General features: G+C 69.7%; 15 protein-coding genes. 7 read left to right on the top strand and 8 right to left on the bottom strand.

Going from position 1 to position 16,119, the window contains the following annotated elements; all coding sequences use genetic code 11:
• Nucleotides 1–14 precede the first annotated feature (14 nt).
• The 3 genes from fghA to F3H57_RS03715 are packed head-to-tail and all read left to right on the top strand — an operon-like array spanning nt 15 to nt 1,923.
• Nucleotides 15–845, top strand: a complete 831-nt coding sequence (gene fghA / locus F3H57_RS03725) for an S-formylglutathione hydrolase (RefSeq protein WP_149754543.1) — start codon at nt 15–17, stop codon at nt 843–845.
• Complete coding sequence (locus F3H57_RS03720; protein ID WP_149754542.1) at nt 842–1,306, top strand: YaiI/YqxD family protein; 465 nt, start codon at nt 842–844, stop codon at nt 1,304–1,306. Before fghA ends, F3H57_RS03720 begins: the two co-directional genes overlap by 4 nt.
• The gene (locus F3H57_RS03715) at nt 1,303–1,923 is read left to right on the top strand and encodes an HAD family hydrolase (RefSeq protein ID WP_149754541.1); all 621 of its coding nucleotides are present in this window, start codon (nt 1,303–1,305) and stop codon (nt 1,921–1,923) included. Before F3H57_RS03720 ends, F3H57_RS03715 begins: the two co-directional genes overlap by 4 nt.
• A 79-nt stretch (nt 1,924–2,002) precedes the next feature.
• Here F3H57_RS03715 and F3H57_RS03710 read toward each other — a convergent pair whose 3' ends face one another.
• Nucleotides 2,003–3,244 carry an MFS transporter gene (locus F3H57_RS03710; protein WP_149754540.1) on the bottom strand — a complete coding sequence of 414 codons (1,242 nt, stop codon included), beginning with the start codon at nt 3,242–3,244 and terminating at the stop codon, nt 2,003–2,005.
• Between the two features lie 106 nt (nt 3,245–3,350).
• Nucleotides 3,351–3,776: a tellurite resistance TerB family protein gene (locus F3H57_RS03705; RefSeq protein WP_149754539.1), complete on the bottom strand. Its 426-nt coding sequence runs from the start codon at nt 3,774–3,776 to the stop codon at nt 3,351–3,353.
• Between the two features lie 153 nt (nt 3,777–3,929).
• Here F3H57_RS03705 and F3H57_RS03700 point away from each other — a divergent pair, with 153 nt between their 5' ends.
• Nucleotides 3,930–5,507, top strand: coding sequence for a lysine--tRNA ligase (locus F3H57_RS03700; RefSeq protein WP_149754887.1), 1,578 nt, complete (start codon nt 3,930–3,932; stop codon nt 5,505–5,507).
• 16 nt (nt 5,508–5,523) lie between these two features.
• Here the strand turns inward: F3H57_RS03700 and F3H57_RS03695 are convergent, their stop codons facing one another.
• Nucleotides 5,524–6,417: a CHAD domain-containing protein gene (locus F3H57_RS03695; protein WP_188129584.1), complete on the bottom strand. Its 894-nt coding sequence runs from the start codon at nt 6,415–6,417 to the stop codon at nt 5,524–5,526.
• A gap of 101 nt (nt 6,418–6,518) precedes the next feature.
• On the opposite strand from F3H57_RS03695, the gene F3H57_RS03690 reads away from it, so the two are divergent.
• From F3H57_RS03690 to F3H57_RS03680, 3 genes are all read left to right on the top strand, one after another.
• A complete protein-coding gene (locus F3H57_RS03690; protein ID WP_223162939.1) occupies nt 6,519–6,926 on the top strand; it encodes a DUF4864 domain-containing protein in 408 nt (135 codons plus the stop codon).
• Between the two features lie 332 nt (nt 6,927–7,258).
• Complete coding sequence (locus F3H57_RS03685) at nt 7,259–9,541, top strand: glycosyl hydrolase family 28-related protein (protein ID WP_149754537.1); 2,283 nt, start codon at nt 7,259–7,261, stop codon at nt 9,539–9,541.
• A gap of 141 nt (nt 9,542–9,682) precedes the next feature.
• On the top strand, nt 9,683–11,338 hold the full coding sequence (locus F3H57_RS03680; RefSeq protein WP_149754536.1) for a Y-family DNA polymerase: 1,656 nt from the start codon (nt 9,683–9,685) through the stop codon (nt 11,336–11,338).
• Between the two features lie 114 nt (nt 11,339–11,452).
• Here F3H57_RS03680 and F3H57_RS03675 read toward each other — a convergent pair whose 3' ends face one another.
• The 5 genes from F3H57_RS03675 to ilvD all read right to left on the bottom strand — a co-directional run bounded on the left by F3H57_RS03675 (nt 11,453) and on the right by ilvD (nt 16,103).
• On the bottom strand, nt 11,453–12,364 hold the full coding sequence (locus F3H57_RS03675; RefSeq protein WP_149754535.1) for a DMT family transporter: 912 nt from the start codon (nt 12,362–12,364) through the stop codon (nt 11,453–11,455).
• 75 nt (nt 12,365–12,439) lie between these two features.
• The gene (locus F3H57_RS03670; protein ID WP_149754534.1) at nt 12,440–12,817 is read right to left on the bottom strand and encodes a hypothetical protein; all 378 of its coding nucleotides are present in this window, start codon (nt 12,815–12,817) and stop codon (nt 12,440–12,442) included.
• Between the two features lie 16 nt (nt 12,818–12,833).
• Entirely contained in the window at nt 12,834–13,607 is a 774-nt protein-coding gene (locus F3H57_RS03665) for a DUF6478 family protein (RefSeq protein WP_149754533.1), read from the bottom strand.
• Nucleotides 13,608–13,689: 82 nt separating this feature from the next.
• Nucleotides 13,690–14,340, bottom strand: coding sequence for a dihydroxy-acid dehydratase (locus F3H57_RS03660; protein ID WP_223162938.1), 651 nt, complete (start codon nt 14,338–14,340; stop codon nt 13,690–13,692).
• The gene (ilvD, locus tag F3H57_RS03655; protein WP_149754532.1) at nt 14,340–16,103 is read right to left on the bottom strand and encodes a dihydroxy-acid dehydratase; all 1,764 of its coding nucleotides are present in this window, start codon (nt 16,101–16,103) and stop codon (nt 14,340–14,342) included. The genes F3H57_RS03660 and ilvD overlap by 1 nt, the downstream gene beginning before the upstream one ends.
• Nucleotides 16,104–16,119 lie beyond the last annotated feature (16 nt).

Raw genomic sequence — 16,119 nt, 5'->3', positions numbered from 1 at the left:
CCGGGGGACCTTCGATGCAAACCGTATCCGAAATGCGCAGCTATGGCGGCACCCAGGGTGTCTACACCCACGCCTCCGACGCATGCGCCTGCGACATGACCTTCGCGCTCTTCCTGCCGGAAGAGGCCGCCGACGCGCCGGTGCCGATCCTGTGGTACCTGTCGGGACTGACCTGTACGCACGACAACGCGATGACCAAGGCCGGGGCACAGGCCTGGTGCGCCGAGCAGGGCATCGCCATCTGCTTTCCCGACACCTCGCCGCGCGGCGACGACGTCGCAGACGACGAGGCCTACGATCTCGGCAAGGGAGCGGGCTTCTACGTGAACGCCACGCAGGATCCCTGGGCGAAGAACTTCAGGATGTGGGACTACATCACCAAGGACCTGCCGAAAGCGGTGGGCGAGCATTTCGCCGTCGATCTCGACCGGCAGTCGATCTGCGGGCATTCCATGGGCGGGCATGGCGCGCTGACCATGGCGATGAGCTATCCCGGCCGCTTCCGCTCCGTGTCGGCCTTCGCGCCGATCGCACATCCGACGCAGTCGGACTGGGGCAAGAAGCAGTTTGGCGCCTATCTCGGCGACGACACGTCCAAATGGGCGCCGCACGATTCCACCCTGCTGATGCGCGACAAGGGCTTCGACGGCCCGGTCCTCATCGACCAGGGGTCGAGCGACAATTTCCTCGAGCTGCTGAAGCCCGAAGCGCTGGCCGAGGCGATGGCCGCGCGCCGGCAGGAGGGCCAGTTCCGGATGCAGAAGGGCTACGATCACAGCTACTTCTTCATCTCGACGTTCATGGAAGACCACGTCACCTTCCACGCCGAGGCGCTCTACGGGTGACCATCCTCTACGTCGACGCCGACGCCTGCCCCGTCCGCGCGGAGGCCGAGCGCGTCGCAACCCGCCACAAGGCCGCCGTTCGCATCGTCTCGAACGGCGGCATCCGGCCCTCCGCCAATCCGCTGGTGGAAACCGTCGTGGTGCCCGATGGCCCCGACGTGGCCGACCAGTGGATCGCCGACCGGGCCGGCCCCGGCGACGTCGTCGTGACCCAGGACATCCCGCTCGCCGCCCGCTGCGTGGAGGCCGGGGCGCGCGTCCTGAAACCCGACGGCGAGGCGCTCGGCGCGGCCAATGTCGGGCAGGCGCTGGCGATGCGCGACCTGATGACCGACCTGCGCGCCGCCGATCCGTTCCGCCAGGGCGGCGGCAAGGGGTTTACAAAGGCCGACCGCGCGCGCTTTCTCGACGCGCTGGAGCGCGAGATGCGCGCCGCCATCAGGCAAGGGAACGCGGGATGAGCGTGGACGCGGTGGTCTTCGATATCGGCAACGTGCTGCTGGAATGGCGACCCGAACGCCACTACGACGCCACCATCGGCCCAGGCCGGCGCCGCGCGCTGTTCGAAGAGGTCGACCTGCATACCATGAACGACCGCATCGACCGTGGCGCCGATTTCCGCGCCACCGTCATGGACACCGCCGCAGCCCACCCCGAATGGGCCGACGAGATCCGCATGTGGCACGACGACTGGCTGAAGCTCGCCGGCCCCGAGATCCCGCATTCCACAAGGCTCCTCAGGGCCCTGCGCACGGCCGGCGTGCCGGTCTTCGCGCTGTCCAATTTCGGCATCGGCACCTTCGCCATCGCCGAACCCGAATACCCGTTCCTCGCGGAGTTCGACCGGCACTACATCTCGGGCCACATGGGCCTCGCCAAACCGGACGCGGAGATCTACGCGGCAATGGAGGCCGATTGCGGCATCCCGCCCGCCCGCCTCCTCTTCACCGACGACCGCGCCGACAACATCGAGACCGCCGCCGCCCGCGGCTGGCAGACCCACCGCTTCGACGCACCGCAGGCCTGGGCCGACCGCCTCGTCGCCGAGGGCCTCCTCGACACCCGCGCCGCCGCCTGAAACCGGCGCCGCGCCCCTCTCTTCTTCTCGTCCCAAATACTCCCGCCGGAGGCTCCGACCGCGCCGCGCGCACCGCCCCTCAGGCCGGCGCGACCACCGGCGAGCGCGCCTCCCGCACCGGCAGATGCACGATGGCCGACAGCGCGCCCACGCCGACGCCGACCCACCAGACCAGCGTGTAGCCGCCCGTCAGATCGTACATCCGCCCGCCGAGCCAGACGCCGAGGAAACTGCCAAGCTGGTGGGAAAAGAACACGATCCCGTAGAGCGTGCCCATGTAGCGCAGCCCGTAGATATGCGCGATCAGCCCCGAGGTCAGCGGCACCGTCGCCAGCCACAGCGCGCCCATCACAAGACTGAATGCCAGCACCGTCAGCGGCGTGATCGGCAGGCTGATGAACAGCCCCGCCGCCAGCGTCCGGCCGACATAGATCCCGGCCAGCAGGTACTTCTTCGGCCAGCGCCGCCCGGCCCAGCCGGCCGCCAGCGTTCCGGCGATGTTCGCCAGCCCGATCAGCGATATCGCCACCGCCCCGAGCGCCGAGGTCGTGGTGATCCCCACCGAATGCAGGACGCCCCCCTGCAGGATCGGCCCGCACATCTCGGTCACCAGCGCCGGAAAATGCGCCGTCACGAAGCCGAGCTGGTAGCCGCAGGAGAAGAACCCGATGAAGATCAGCGAAAAGGACGGATCGCGCAGCGCCCGGCCGAGGATCTCGCCCATCGTCTCCTCGAGCTCGGCGCGGCTCGCCCGCTCGGGCGCGCGCATCATCGGTAGGACCGCGAGAACGGCGAGGATCGCGGCGGCGAAGACCAGGAAGACGCTCTGCCACGGCATCATCCCCAGCATCCATTCGGCCAGCGGCGCGCCGAAGACCTGGCCGGCCGATCCCGCCGCCGTGGCGATGGCCAGCGCCATGGAGCGGTTGTCGTCCGACGCCGCCCGCCCCACCACCGCGAGGATCACGCCGAAGCCGGTCCCGGCGATGCCGAAGCCCACCAGCACCTCGTACATCTGGTGCGCCTCGGGCGAGGTGGCGAAGCTCGACAGCACCAGCCCCGCCGCGTAGATCAACGCGCCGAGGATGATGGCGCGGCGGTCGCCCAGCCTCTCGGCGAAGGCGCCGAAGATCGGCTGGCCGATCCCCCAGGCGAGGTTCTGGATCGCGATGGCGAGCGAAAACTCCGCCCTGAGCCAGCCGAACTCTTCCGCGATGGGGATCTGGAACACGCCGAAACTGGCGCGGATCGCGAAGGACACGCAGATGATGAGGCAGCCCGCGACAAGGACGGGCGTGATCAGCGGGGCGGGACGATCCATCGGCGGCTCTCCGGACAAGGCAGGGCGGAGCCTACCCACGGCCGCGCCGGGCGCAATTCAGAATGGGTGAGGCCGGCCATCACGCGCGCTGATGGCGCCGCTGTCTTCAGAGACTGAGATGCCGCGCCCGCGCCCCGCGCTCGATCGCCGCCGCGTGCAGCCGGTCGAGGTCGAGCTCGTAGCGGATCTCTTCCAGCAGTCGCAGTTCCGGCTCGCCGAGGAAGCCGTCGGCCGCCGCCACGTCGCAGGCCAGCGCGTAGGCGGTTTCGTTCAGCCGTTCGGGCAGGTGGTCGCGCAAGAGCCCGAACAGCGCATCGAGCCCGTCCTCCTGGTCGAAGAGGTCGAAGACCAGCCGCGAGATCTGCTGGATGCGGTCGCCATCGTAGTCCTGGAAGATCGGCAGGATGGATACCGCCGACTGGATTTTCAGAAGCTCCGTCGTGCGGATCGTCTCGTCCGAGGCGGAGATCGCGATCATCACCGCGACGAGGCAGTCCTGGGGGGTCATCGCGTGTTCGATGCTGTCCGGCATCACGTCATCTCCGGGTAAGAGGGGCCGATCTGTCGAGCGCGACGTTATTGACCCGGCACCGGCCCCGCAATAGGGAGCGCCGTGCGGCGCGATGCCGCCCGCACGGGCGCACGCGCGCGCCCGCGCCCCACCCGACCCGAGGAGCATGACGAGATGTCGAACCTGCGCGATGCCGCGATGAATTCGAAGGCCTGGCCGTTCGAAGAGGCGCGCCGGGTGCTCAAACGCTATGAGAGCGGCCCGCCGGCCAAGGGGCACGTCCTGTTCGAGACGGGCTACGGCCCTTCGGGCCTGCCGCATATCGGCACCTTCGGGGAGGTCGCGCGCACGACGATGATCCGCCGCGCCTTCGAGGTGATCTCGGACATCCCGACGCGGCTCGTCTGCTTTTCAGACGACATGGACGGCATGCGCAAGGTGCCCGACAACGTGCCCGACCCCGAGGCGCTGAAGGCGCACCTGCAAAAGCCGCTGACCGACGTGCCCGACCCGTTCGGCACGCATGAAAGCTTCGGGGCGCACAACAACGCGCGTTTGCGCGCCTTCCTCGACGCCTTCGGCTTCGAGTACGAATTCGTGTCGGCCACCGACTATTACCGCTCCGGCCAGTTCGACGAAACGCTCCTGCGCGCCGCCGAACGCTACGACGACATCATGCAGGTGATGCTCAAGTCGCTCCGCGAGGAGCGCCAGCAGACCTATTCGATCTTCCTGCCGATCCACCCAGAGACGGGCCGCGTCCTCTACGTGCCGATCAAGCATGTCGACGCGAAAGACGGCACCGTCACCTTCGACGACGAGGACGGGCGCGAGTGGACGCTGCCGGTCACCGGCGGCAACGTGAAGCTGCAGTGGAAGCCCGATTTCGGCGCCCGCTGGGCCGCGCTGGACGTCGATTTCGAGATGTACGGCAAGGACCATTCGACCAACACGCCGATCTACGACCGGATCTGCGAGATCCTCGGCGGCAAGAAGCCCGAGCACTTCACCTACGAGCTTTTCCTCGACGAGAAGGGGGAGAAGATCTCCAAGTCGAAGGGCAACGGGCTGACCATCGACGAATGGCTCACCTACGCCTCGACGGAGAGCCTCGGCTATTACATGTTCCTCAAGCCCAAGACCGCCAAGCGGCTGAGCTGGGACGTGATCCCGAAGGCGGTGGACGAGTACCACCAGCAGCTTCGCGCCTATGCCGGACAGGACGCGGACAAGCAGCTCGCCAACCCGGTCTATCACGTGCACGAACACGATGTGCCGACCTCGACGATGGTGGTGTCCTTCGCGATGCTGCTGAACCTCGCGAGCGTTTCGGGGGCCGAGGACAAGGAGACGCTGTGGGGCTTCATCATCCGCTACGCGCCCGATGCCTCGCCGGAAAAGAACCCCGACCTCGACGCCGCCGCCGGCTACGCGGTGCGCTACTACGAGGACTTCGTGAAGCCGCACAAGGTCTTCCGCGCCCCCGACGAGAAGGAGGAAGCGGCGATGCGCGACCTCGCGGCGCGGCTGCAGGCGCATGACGGCCCGCAGGACGACGAGACGCTGCAGACCATCGTTTTCGCCGTCGGCAAGGACCACGGGTTCGACCCGCTGCGCGACTGGTTCAAGGCGCTCTACGAGGTGCTGCTGGGCGCGAGCCAGGGGCCGCGCTTCGGCGGGTTCGTGGCGCTTTACGGGATCGACGAGACCGTCGCGCTGATCGAGAAAGGCCTGAACGCGGAACTGGGCTGACAGGTTTGCGGCGCCGTCAGGCCGCCGCGTACCAGGTGGTCACCGCCTCTTCGACGTCCTTGCCGAACTTTTTCGGCTTGCGTGCGAAGAGCGAGTGACCGATGGCGAAGACCTCTTCCTCGAGGCGGGCCATCTCCTCCCGCGCGATGCCGCGCAAGACCCGCGTCGGGGTGTCGCCCAGCGGCGCGGCCTCCAGCCGGGGGGCGAGCTCCACCAGGTCGTGATGCTCTCCCAGAAGGTCCGAAAGCTGATCGGCCGCCGTTTCACGCGCCGCCAACGGTTCGGATTGCGCGTCCGACAACAGGCGCATGTGATACCAGTGGTATTTCACCCGCTTGCGCCATTCGTGCATGAGCTCCGGATCGCGGGTCGCCTGTGCCTCGGCCATGGCATCGCGGGCGCGGCCGTAGGTCTTGAGCAGCCCCTTGCGGATCGCGGGGAAGCCCTCGTCGGTCAGTTCCCAGCCATCGACGCGGCCGCGCACCAGGCGCAGCGCCTCGGCCATCGCGGTCATGCGGTCCGACAGGTCGCCCGCCTCGGTCGCGGCGTTGCGGTCGCGGGTCATCCCGGCCCGCAGCGGCCCGAAGGCGCTGCGGTTCAGCGTCTCGCCGTAGCGGTCCATGAGCCGGTCGTAACATTCGATCATCGCCGTCTTGTCGCGCAGGTCCGACAGGTGCCGCGCCGCATCGCGCAGCGCCGCATTCTCGGTGTCGTAGTCAGGGAGCGCCCCGCGGAAGAGCCGCAAGAGCCCGCGCAGTTTCTTGCAGCGCTTGCGCGCGTCATGCACCGCCTCGTGCGGGTCCGCGCCCTCCGCCCCGAGCGACGCCAGCGCACGGTCGAGCTGGTCGGCGGCGACCCGCCGCAGGCCCTGCGCCAGATCGGGTTCGGAGGCTTTCAGGGTGTAGCTCATGGCCGCATAACGACGGGACGGAATGCCGCGTTCCCTTGCCGCGCTGAAACCGCGGGGCATCTCGATCCGTATATGACGTAGCGGCAAGGGAGGATCTTACCATGATGCGCGCTCTCGTCCTCTGTCTGTCCCTGCTGGTGCCGACCATCGGCCAGGCGCAGGAGCGGCCGGCGAACCCCGAAATCGAGGCGGTCATATCGGGCCAGATGCAGGCCTTCCGCGATGCGGATGTCTCCGGGGCCTTCGAGTATGCCGCGCCGGTAATCCGGCGGATGTTCGGCACGGCCGAGAATTTCGGCATGATGGTCGAACGCGGCTATCCGATGGTCTGGCAGCCCGGAGAGGTCACGTTCGGCGCGCTCCGCGAGGAACGCGGCGGGCTCTGGCAGAAGGTCTATGTGCGCGACGGGGCGGGCGCGCTGCACGTGCTCGACTACGAGATGAAGGACGTCGCCGGGACCTGGCGGATCGGCGGCGTGATCGTTCTGGACGAGAGCCTGTCGGCCTGAGCCGGGGTACCGAGCCGCGCAGCGACGGGCCGCGGATCGGCGATCCTGACGGCCGGGCGGCGGCGCTTCATGATTGCCAAGTCTGCAAGACGTTCGAGCGTCGCGCCAGCGTCGACAAATCGCCGGTCCGGCGGGCGGCCCGGCGATGCGCGGCGGCCTGACGGCCTTGAGTCCGCGCGGGGTATCCCGTTCATCCCTTCGCGCGAAAAGCGACCCCATGCGCAACGGCGACCGTGACGGTGCCGAAGGCCGGCTCTAACCGGGCGGATGCGACAAGCCTTCCCATCCTTGAGGGGCGTCCCTGCCCCCCGCGCGAGGGAAAGGCATCAGCGATGAACAAGGCGATCACCGACGGCATTGTGTTCCAGCCCACGGCCTTTGCGGCCGGGCTCGGCGTCTGGTCGAGCGGCAACGGCACGCCCGGCTCGGACACCTACCAGAATATCGGCACCGCGGCCTTCGTGCCCTCCGACGCCGATTTCGGCGGCGCGCTCGAGCTGCAGAAGACCGACGGCACCCAGCGGATCCGCTACATGGGCGAGACCCGGATCCTGCCGGGCTGCTATCTGCGCGTCACCGCGCGGGTGAAGGCGATCTCGGGCAACCTGCCCGCCGTGCGGATCGCCGGCTGGGCGGCGCGTTCGAACGGCAGCCACCTGGACGGCGTGACGGAAATCGGACCCTCCACTGCGCTCACCACCTATGGCGAGGTCGTGGAGGTTTCCGCCATCGTCGGCACCGGCAATCGCCAGGGTGTCGACATGGTCTGGGGCACGCAGGCCGATTACGGGCATTTCGGGATCGACCTGACCGGCCCCACGGGGGGCGTCGTGCGCGTCGACGACATCGAGATCGAGGACGTGACCTCCGTCTTCGGCCGCGACCTGCTGCCCTGGGTCGACGTGCGCGATTACGGCGCGCGCGGCGATGGCACCGGCGACGACGCCGCCGCGTTCGAACTGGCCGACGCCGACGCGAACGGCCGCGCGGTGCTGGTCTCCGCCGGCAGCTACCGCATCGCCAGTTCGATCACCCTGGACGCGCCGATGATCTTCGAAGGTACGCTCAGCGCCACCACCGGGGCGATCGTGTCCTTCACCAAGAGCTTCGACCTGCCGACCTACATCGAGGCGTTCGGCGACGAGGGCACCGCGCTCAGGAAGGCGATCCAGGCGCTTCTGAACAATGCCGACCACGACAGCCTCGATCTCGGCGGGCGGCGGGTGACGCTGGACGAACCGCTCGATGTCGCCGCCGCGGTGCCCAACCGCGACAGCTATGCCCAGCGGCGGATCCTGCGCAACGGCCAGATCCGCGCCAACCCGGACGGAAACTGGACCGCCATTCAGGTGACCAGCCAAGCGCGCTATTCCGCCTCCGCCCCGGACAAGCTGACCGACGTGACCAACGTCGCCAACGTGCGCGTCGGATCGCGCGTGGAGGGCGCCGGCGTCGGGCGCGAGATCTACGTGAAGTCCAAGAACACGTCCGCGCAGGAAATCACCCTGTCGGAACCGCTGTCGGACGCGGAGGGGACGCAGACCTACACCTTCACCCGCTACAAGTACCTGCTGGATTTCTCGGGCTTCGACCGGCTCGACGTGTTCGAGATCGACGGTATCGAGTTCCAGTGCAACGAGGTCGCGAACGGCATCCTGCTCGCGCCGGTCGGCACGGTCATGCGGATCCGCGACTGCACCATCAACCGGCCGCACCGCCGCGCCATCACCAGCCACGGCGACGGCTGCCAGGGCATGATGATCGAGCGCTGCAACTTCATCAGCCATGAAGGCGACGTCGCGGCGCAGAACCGCCAGTCCATCGCCATCAACGTCAACAACAACGACGTGAAGATCCGCGACAACCGCGCCTCGCAGTTCCGGCATTTCCTGGTGACGTCGGGGGCGCAGGGGCTGATCAGCGGCAACCACTTCTTCCAGGGCGACGCGTCCTCGAACGGGGTACGCACCGCCGGGATCGTCGTGGCGATCCGGGCCTGCAACACCACGATCGTCGGCAACTACGTCGACAACTGCTTCATCGAATGGACCAACGAACGCGAACCCGAGCCGGATTATACCGGCGGGTTCGGCTTCGCGGGCCTGTCGATCGAGGGCAACGTCTTCCTGTGCTCGAACGTCTCGGCGGCCTTCTCGTTCATCGTTGTGAAACCCTACGGGACGAACCACCGGCTGAACGGCATCAACATCGCGGGCAACACGTTCCGCGGCTCGGGCGTGACCATCAACCGGGCCGAGCGGGTTGATAGCAGCTTCGCGCCGCTGAACCTCGACGCCTCGCGGCAGGTGACGGTGACCAACAACACCTATCACAACGTGGAGTTCGCCACCGCGAATCCGCTGCGGGTCAGTCACGCGCAGAACAGCGTGGCCGACACCTGGGTGGTCGGGACGGGGAACAAGCTGCCCTTCGGCGGGCTCGCCCGGAGCGTCGAGTCGCTGGTGTTCTCCAGCCGGCTGCGCAACAGCGCCAATGTCAGCGAATGGTACATGCCCTACACCGCCGCGAAGCAGGGCGGGGCGCAGAACCAGGTGCACGTGATCTTTCCCGAACAGGTGCGGGGCGATCTCGACATGGTGGTCCGCATGGATTGATCCCGTTGGGGTTTTCAATCGTGCCGCGCGTCCCGGAGAGCCGGGGCGTGCGTCTTGCGTGGCGTCAGGGTGGCTGCGCGCCGGCTCGACTCCGTATCAGGCGCGCGTTAGAACAAAAGAAGAACAAAGCGCTGCCACGCCATGCCCAACCGCCGAATCCTGTCGCTCTGGTTTCCACGCCTCGGGGCCGAGCGAGCGATCCGCCTCGACCCCGGTCTCGACCGCGCGCCCTTCGCGCTTGTGCGCGAGGTCGGGAGCGCGCAGACGCTCGCCTCGCTGTCGCGCCGCGCCTCCGCGGCGGGGCTGCACCGCGGGCAGCCCCTGCGCGACGCGCACGCGATGTGCGCCGATCTGCTCACCCGGCCCGAAGTGCCCCATCGCGAGGCCGCGTTCCTCGGCGCGCTGCACCGCTGGGCCGGCAAGTTCTCCCCCTGGGTGGCGCAGGAGGCGCCCGAGGGGCTGGTGATCGACCTGACCGGCTGCGCGCACCTCTTTGGGGGAGAAGCGGCGCTGCTGGCCCAGGTGGAGGAGGATTGCGCCGATCTCGGCCTGACCGTGCGCGCCGGCATCGCCGACACGCTGGGCGCGGCCTGGGCGCTGGCGCGGCATGCAGGTGGCGGCGCGGCGGCGCATCGCAGCGGCGACGCCATCGACCAGGAGGCGCGCGCCACGCGGTCCCGCGCCGGCAAGCGGCGGCACTGGGAACGCGGCGGCGTGGCGCCGGCCTCTGCCGCGCCGCCGCCGGACGCCGCCCGCATCGCGCCGCCCGGCCAGACCCACGGCGTTCTGGCGCCGCTGCCGGTCGCCGCCCTGCGCCTGCCGGAAGACAGCGTGGAGGCGCTGCACCGTCTCGGCCTGCGCCGCATCGGCGATCTGACCGGCCAGCCCCGCGCCAGCCTCGCGCGGCGCTTCGGCACCGGGCTGGTGCGCCGGCTCGACCAGGCGCTGGGATCGGCGCCCGAACCGATCTCGCCCCGCGCGGCGCCGGAGCGCTTTGCCGTCCGCATCACCCTGCCCGACCCGATCGGGCTCGAGGCCGACGTGACTGCCGCGCTGGAGCGGATGCTGCCGCGCCTCTGCCAACGGCTCGAACGCGCCGGGCGCGGCGCCCGCACCCTGCGGCTGGAGGCGCACCGCACCGATCAAAGCATGGAATGGCGGCATGTCAGCGTCGCGCGCCCCTCGCACGCGCCGGACAGGCTACACCCTCTCCTGGCGATGAAGGCGGCCGAGATCGACGCCGGTTTCGGCATCGACATGCTGCGGCTGGAGGCGATCCGGCACGAACCGATCCGGGCGCGACAGCCTGTCGGCCACCACGCCGCCGGAGAGGCGGTGGCCGAGCGGCTGAAGGCGGGCGACGGGCTCGACGACCTGATCGCGCGGCTCGGCGCGCGGCTGGGTCTGGAGGCGATCACCCGCGTGCATCCGGCCGACAGCCACATCCCCGAGAAGGGCGCGCTGACCTACGCCGCCGCCTGGTCGGCACCCGCCGGCCCCTGGCCGCGCCCGCCCCGGCCGCGGCCGCTGACGCTCTGGCGACCCGAGCCGATTCATGGCCCGGAGGGGCCGACCGTGCCCCGGCAGATCCGCTGGCGCGGGCGCGACCTGACCATCGTCCACGCCGAGGGGGCCGAACGGATCGCGCCGGAATGGTGGCTCGACGATCCCGACTGGCGCACCGGGCAGCGCGATTACTGGCGGGTGGTCACCGATGCCGGCGACCGGCTGTGGATCTACTATGCCCATGGGGGCGCGCTGTCCCCCGGCTGGTTCTGCCAGGGCGCCTTCGCCTGAGTGGGAACGGCCGCGCCGGTGGAGAGGGAGGGAGTGGGGGCCAGCCCCCACACCCCCGGAGTATTTGGAACGAGAAGAAGAGAGGGGCGCGGCTGCTGGCGGCGCCCGCCCGCCTCAGCCCTGGGGGGTCATCCCCGCCCGGCCCTTGCCGCGCCTGAGTCCGAGCTGGCGTTCGCGCCAGATGATCGCCACGCCCGAGGCGATGACAATGGCCGCGCCGGCCAGCATCGCCAGGGTCGGCACCTCGCCGAACACGGTGTAGCCGATGACCAGTGCGAAGAGCATGGCGGCATAGTCGAAGGGCGCCAGCAGCCCCGCCTCGCCGAAGCGGTAGGCCGAGGTGATCAGGATCTGCGCCACCCCGCCGATCAGCCCCGCGCCGACCAGCAGCGCCGTCTCGCGCCCGTCCGGCAGAACCCAGCCGAAGGGCGACGTGCACAGGGCCAGCAGCGTCGAGGTGAGCGAGAAGTAGAAGACGATGGCGGCGGTATCCTCGTGCGCGACGAGCCGGCGGATCTGGATCTGCGCCAGCGCCCGGAAGATGCAGGCCAGGAGCACCAGCCCGACGCCCAGCGCCGCGCCCTCGCCGGCGTCGAGCGTGAGGCGCGGCCAGACGATGATCGTCACGCCGACAAGGCCCGCGGCCACCGCGCTCATCCGGAAGGCGCGGATCCGTTCGCCCAGCAGCAGGGCGCCGAACAGCACCGTGAGGATCGGCGCGGCGAAACCTATGGCGGTCACCTCGGGCAGCGGCAGGAGCCCGAGTCCGGCGAAGGTGCAGCCCATCGCCGACACGCCGATCAGCCCGCGCCAGAGATGGCCCAGCGGGTTCGACGTCTTGAGGCCGGTGCGCAGCTCGCGCCGGCGGGCGAGCCACACCAGGATCACCGGCATCGCGAAGAACGAGCGGAAGAACACCGCCTCTCCGGCCGGCACGTGCGGCGCGGTCGCCTTGATCATCGCCGACATGATGACGAAGAGCACCACGGAGCCGAGCTTGAGGGAGATGCCGCGGAGCGCGTGCATGGCTGCGGGAGTTCCTGACCGGGAAAGACCCGCACCGTCTCTACCCCCCTGCGCCGAAGGTCAAGGCGGGGCCGATCAGGGCGTTTCCGTGCAGTGGCGGCGGAAGGCGCACTTCAGCAGGTCGAGCTCGGCCCGCAGCAGCGCCATTTCCGCGCGGATATCGTCGCCGAGCGCCTCCCCGGCGATGAGCGTGAAGCTCTCCAGCGTCTCGCCGCTGCGGGCGTCGGCGATCACGAAGGTCTGAACCCCGTCGCCGATCAGATCCGCCGGCACCGGCACCCGCAGGACCCAGCGACCGGGCGTGCCGGTATCGCTCAGCGACACCGCGCCGAGCGAGCGCTCCGGGTGGGTGACCGCGATCTCGGGCGGCGCGGCATCGGCCTCCTTTGCGGCGACCAGCCCCTCCCAGACGCCTTCGGTGAAGCGGGTCTTGGTGACCGTGTAGACGCTCATCGCTGTCCCTCCCGGCTCAGAGTTCCGCGCGCGGACGGCGGCTGAAGGTCAGATCGCGCAGCACCACCTGGTTCATTTGCGAGCCCTCGAAGATGATGTCGGTCCAGAGCTTGTCCACGCGCTTATCCTTCAGCCTGGTGTAGGCGAGGTCGAACTCCACCCGGGTCCCGTGCCGGTGGAGCGGCAGCTCGCGCACGATCTGTTCGACGTTAGGGCCATGCTGGACGTTGAGCCGCACGAAGATCTCCAGCGGTGTTTCCATTTCCACGATAGTCTCCAGCCGGATCAGGTGGCGGCGCTTCAGGCCCTGAGCAGCCTCTTGCGGCAGATCGACGGCAAGCGACAGGTAAGAGCCGTCGAAGCGGAACACGTCGAGCCGCAGGCCGTATGCGGCGAGGTCGGCCTCCCGCGTGTTGCGGATCTGGCGCAGGATCAGCTCCGAGGCGGGGCAATCGTGAAACAGCGTGGCCTCCGAACCCAGCGCCGACGCGGTCCGGACCGAGGCGAGGCCGGGCACAGGCAGCGGGCCGGACCAAAGCTCGGGCCGCCAGGCCCAGTCCGCGTCATGCGGCCGGGGGATCGCGTGATTGACGTTCGCCGGCAGGGCGAGCCGGCCGTCGGCGACATGCATGAAGTCGTCGAGATACCGTTTCAGCCGCCGGGCCGAGGTGCGTTGGCCCCGCAGCCGGGCAAGGTCGGTTTCGGGGGCCGCGGTCGCCAATCGGCGCCAGCGCCGCAGCGCGCCGCGCTCCGCGATCCTGTCCAGAAAGCCCTGCCCGTCGCCTGCCATCGTTACCCCGCGCGTCGCCGCGTCACTCTGCCGTGCGTCCCGGCCTCGTGCCAGATGGTTACCACCACGGGACGGCGCCCGCTCAGCCGCCGCCCGGCAACGTGCCGGTCTCGGGGCTCGCGGCCGCGATGGCGCGGCGCACCTCGGCCAGGAGGGCGCGGCCGGGCGCCCCGGCGAGGCGGCTGCCCTCGGGCGCGTAGAGCGCGAGCGACACCAGCCGCGGCCCCTGCAGGAACGCGCCGCGCCAATAGCGTCCGTCGCCGCCGGCCAGAACCGTGTCGCCGCCTTCCTGTATCTGCAGGCTGACGAACCCTTCGCTGGTCTCCGCCGAGGCGGCCGGCCCGCCGACGAGCCGCGCCAGCGTCGCCGGATCGGGCAGGACCGGTGCACGCTCCCGCGCGCCGACGGTCACGGTGATCAGCGCCGGCGCCACGGCCGGGCCGGACCCGGCGAGGATCCGGCAGCTGGCGAGCATCGCGAAGCCGCCGCCCCCGCGGGCGGACACGGTTTCGGGGTCGATGCAGTAGCCGCGCGGGCCGGCCACGACCACCGCGCCGCCGGCCATTTCCACGGCGCGGATCGGCGCGGCCTCCTCCTCGCCGGTGAGGGCGTCGCGGCCGGCGCTGATTCCCGCCCCGGCGCCCGGGGCGAAGCGCAGCTCTCCGCCCTCGGGCACCTCGCAGGCGGCGAGGGCCAGCGCGAGACAGGCGGCAAGAGCGACCCGCATGGCCATCACTGGTCCATGTAGACGTGCGTTTCCGCCGCCGCGCCGGGGTGCGTGACCGCGCCCTTGTAAGTCGCCCCGACGAGCTGCGCGTATTTCCACAGCGCCCCGGCGGCATAATCCGTGGGCCGCGCGCCGGTCCACGCCTGTCGGCGGGCATCGAGTTCCTCTTGCGACAGATCGACCGACAGCTCGCCCTTCACCGCGTCGATGGTGATGACGTCCCCGGTCTTCAGAAGCGCGATCGGCCCGCCATGCGCCGCCTCGGGGCCGACATGGCCGACGCAGAAGCCCCGCGTCGCGCCCGAGAAGCGCCCGTCGGTGATCAGCGCGACCTTCTTGCCCATGCCCTGCCCGGAGAGGGCCGCGGTGGTGGCCAGCATCTCGCGCATGCCGGGGCCGCCGGCGGGGCCTTCGTTGCGGATGACGATGACCTCACCTTCCTCGTAGCCGCGGGACTTCACCGCCTCGAACGCCTCCTCTTCGCATTCGAAGACGCGCGCGGGGCCGGTGAAGACCTGGTTCTCGGCGGGGATGCCGGCGACCTTCACGATGGCGCCCTCGGGCGCGAGGTTGCCCTTGAGGCCGACGACGCCGCCGGTCTTGGTGATCGGCGTCTCGATCGGGTAGATGACCTTGCCGTCCGCGGTGCGAGAGATCTGGTCGAGCTCTTCGCCGATGCTATTGCCGCTGGCGGTCATGCAATCTTCGTGGATCAGGCCGGCCTTGCGCAGCTCTTTCATCACGACGGGGATGCCGCCGGCGTCGAAGAGGTCCTTGGCCACGTGCGACCCGCCCGGCTTGAGGTCGACGAAATACGGCGTGTCGCGGAAGATCTCGCACACGTCGTCGAGGTAGAACTCGATCCCCGCCTCGTGCGCGATGGCCGGCAGGTGCAGGCCGGCATTGGTCGACCCGCCGGTGCAGGCGACGACGCGCGCGGCGTTCTCGAGGCTCTTGCGGGTGACGACGTCGCGGGCGCGGATGTTGCTCTCGATCAGGTCCATGACCGCGCGGCCCGAGGCTTCGCCATAGCTGTCGCGGCTCTCGTAGGGGGCGGGCATGCCCGAGGAGTTCATCAGCGCGAGGCCGATCGCCTCGGAGACGCAGGCCATGGTGTTGGCGGTGAACTGCCCGCCGCAGGCGCCCGCGCTCGGGCAGGCGACGCGTTCGAGCATCGCCAGCGCGGCATCCGACAGCTCATTGTTCTGGTGGCGGCCGACGGCCTCGAACATGTCCTGCACGGTCAGGTCGCGGGTGCGGAAATCCTCGGGAATCTCGTCGACCTGCGGCGCCTTGCCCGGCAGGATCGACCCGCCGTAGATGAACACCGACGGGGTATTCAGCCGCACCATCGCCATCATCATGCCCGGCAGCGACTTGTCGCAGCCGGCAAGCCCGACGATGGCGTCGTAGCAATGCCCGCGCATCGTCAGCTCCACCGTGTCCGCGATGGCCTCGCGCGACGCGAGGGACGACCGCATGCCCTCGTGGCCCATGGCGATGCCGTCCGTGACGGTGATCGTGGTGAACTCCCGCGGGGTGCCGAAGCCCTGCTTGACGCCCATCTTCACCGCCTGCGCCTGCCGCGAGAGGGAGATGTTGCACGGCGCGGCTTCGTTCCAGCAGGTCGCGACACCGACGAGGGGCTGGTGAATCTCCTCCTCGGTCATGCCCATCGCGTAGTAGTAGGAGCGGTGCGGCGCGCGCGCCGGCCCTTCGGTCACGTGGCGGCTGGGCAGCTTCGTCTTGTCGAACGGGCGCTTGAGCATCTGGGGTCTCCCTCGG

Source organism: Roseivivax sediminis, assembly GCF_900112685.1.
Classification (GTDB): Bacteria; Pseudomonadota; Alphaproteobacteria; order Rhodobacterales; family Rhodobacteraceae; genus Roseivivax; species Roseivivax sediminis.
Note: the sequence above shows the minus strand (reverse complement) of the source record. Positions and strands in the feature narration are given on the sequence as shown.

What these genes read in the sequence shown, in the direction of transcription:
- fghA (WP_149754543.1), top strand. Translation starts at nt 15, where the DNA reads ATGCAAACCGTATCCGAAATGCGCAGCTATGGCGGCACCCAGGGTGTC.
- F3H57_RS03715 (WP_149754541.1), top strand. Translation starts at nt 1,303, where the DNA reads ATGAGCGTGGACGCGGTGGTCTTCGATATCGGCAACGTGCTGCTGGAA.
- F3H57_RS03710 (WP_149754540.1), bottom strand. Translation starts at nt 3,244, where the DNA reads ATGGATCGTCCCGCCCCGCTGATCACGCCCGTCCTTGTCGCGGGCTGC.
- F3H57_RS03705 (WP_149754539.1), bottom strand. Translation starts at nt 3,776, where the DNA reads ATGCCGGACAGCATCGAACACGCGATGACCCCCCAGGACTGCCTCGTC.
- F3H57_RS03700 (WP_149754887.1), top strand. Translation starts at nt 3,930, where the DNA reads ATGTCGAACCTGCGCGATGCCGCGATGAATTCGAAGGCCTGGCCGTTC.
- F3H57_RS03695 (WP_188129584.1), bottom strand. Translation starts at nt 6,417, where the DNA reads ATGAGCTACACCCTGAAAGCCTCCGAACCCGATCTGGCGCAGGGCCTG.
- F3H57_RS03690 (WP_223162939.1), top strand. Translation starts at nt 6,519, where the DNA reads ATGATGCGCGCTCTCGTCCTCTGTCTGTCCCTGCTGGTGCCGACCATC.
- F3H57_RS03685 (WP_149754537.1), top strand. Translation starts at nt 7,259, where the DNA reads ATGAACAAGGCGATCACCGACGGCATTGTGTTCCAGCCCACGGCCTTT.
- F3H57_RS03680 (WP_149754536.1), top strand. Translation starts at nt 9,683, where the DNA reads ATGCCCAACCGCCGAATCCTGTCGCTCTGGTTTCCACGCCTCGGGGCC.
- F3H57_RS03675 (WP_149754535.1), bottom strand. Translation starts at nt 12,364, where the DNA reads ATGCACGCGCTCCGCGGCATCTCCCTCAAGCTCGGCTCCGTGGTGCTC.
- F3H57_RS03670 (WP_149754534.1), bottom strand. Translation starts at nt 12,817, where the DNA reads ATGAGCGTCTACACGGTCACCAAGACCCGCTTCACCGAAGGCGTCTGG.
- F3H57_RS03665 (WP_149754533.1), bottom strand. Translation starts at nt 13,607, where the DNA reads ATGGCAGGCGACGGGCAGGGCTTTCTGGACAGGATCGCGGAGCGCGGC.
- F3H57_RS03660 (WP_223162938.1), bottom strand. Translation starts at nt 14,340, where the DNA reads ATGGCCATGCGGGTCGCTCTTGCCGCCTGTCTCGCGCTGGCCCTCGCC.
- ilvD (WP_149754532.1), bottom strand. Translation starts at nt 16,103, where the DNA reads ATGCTCAAGCGCCCGTTCGACAAGACGAAGCTGCCCAGCCGCCACGTG.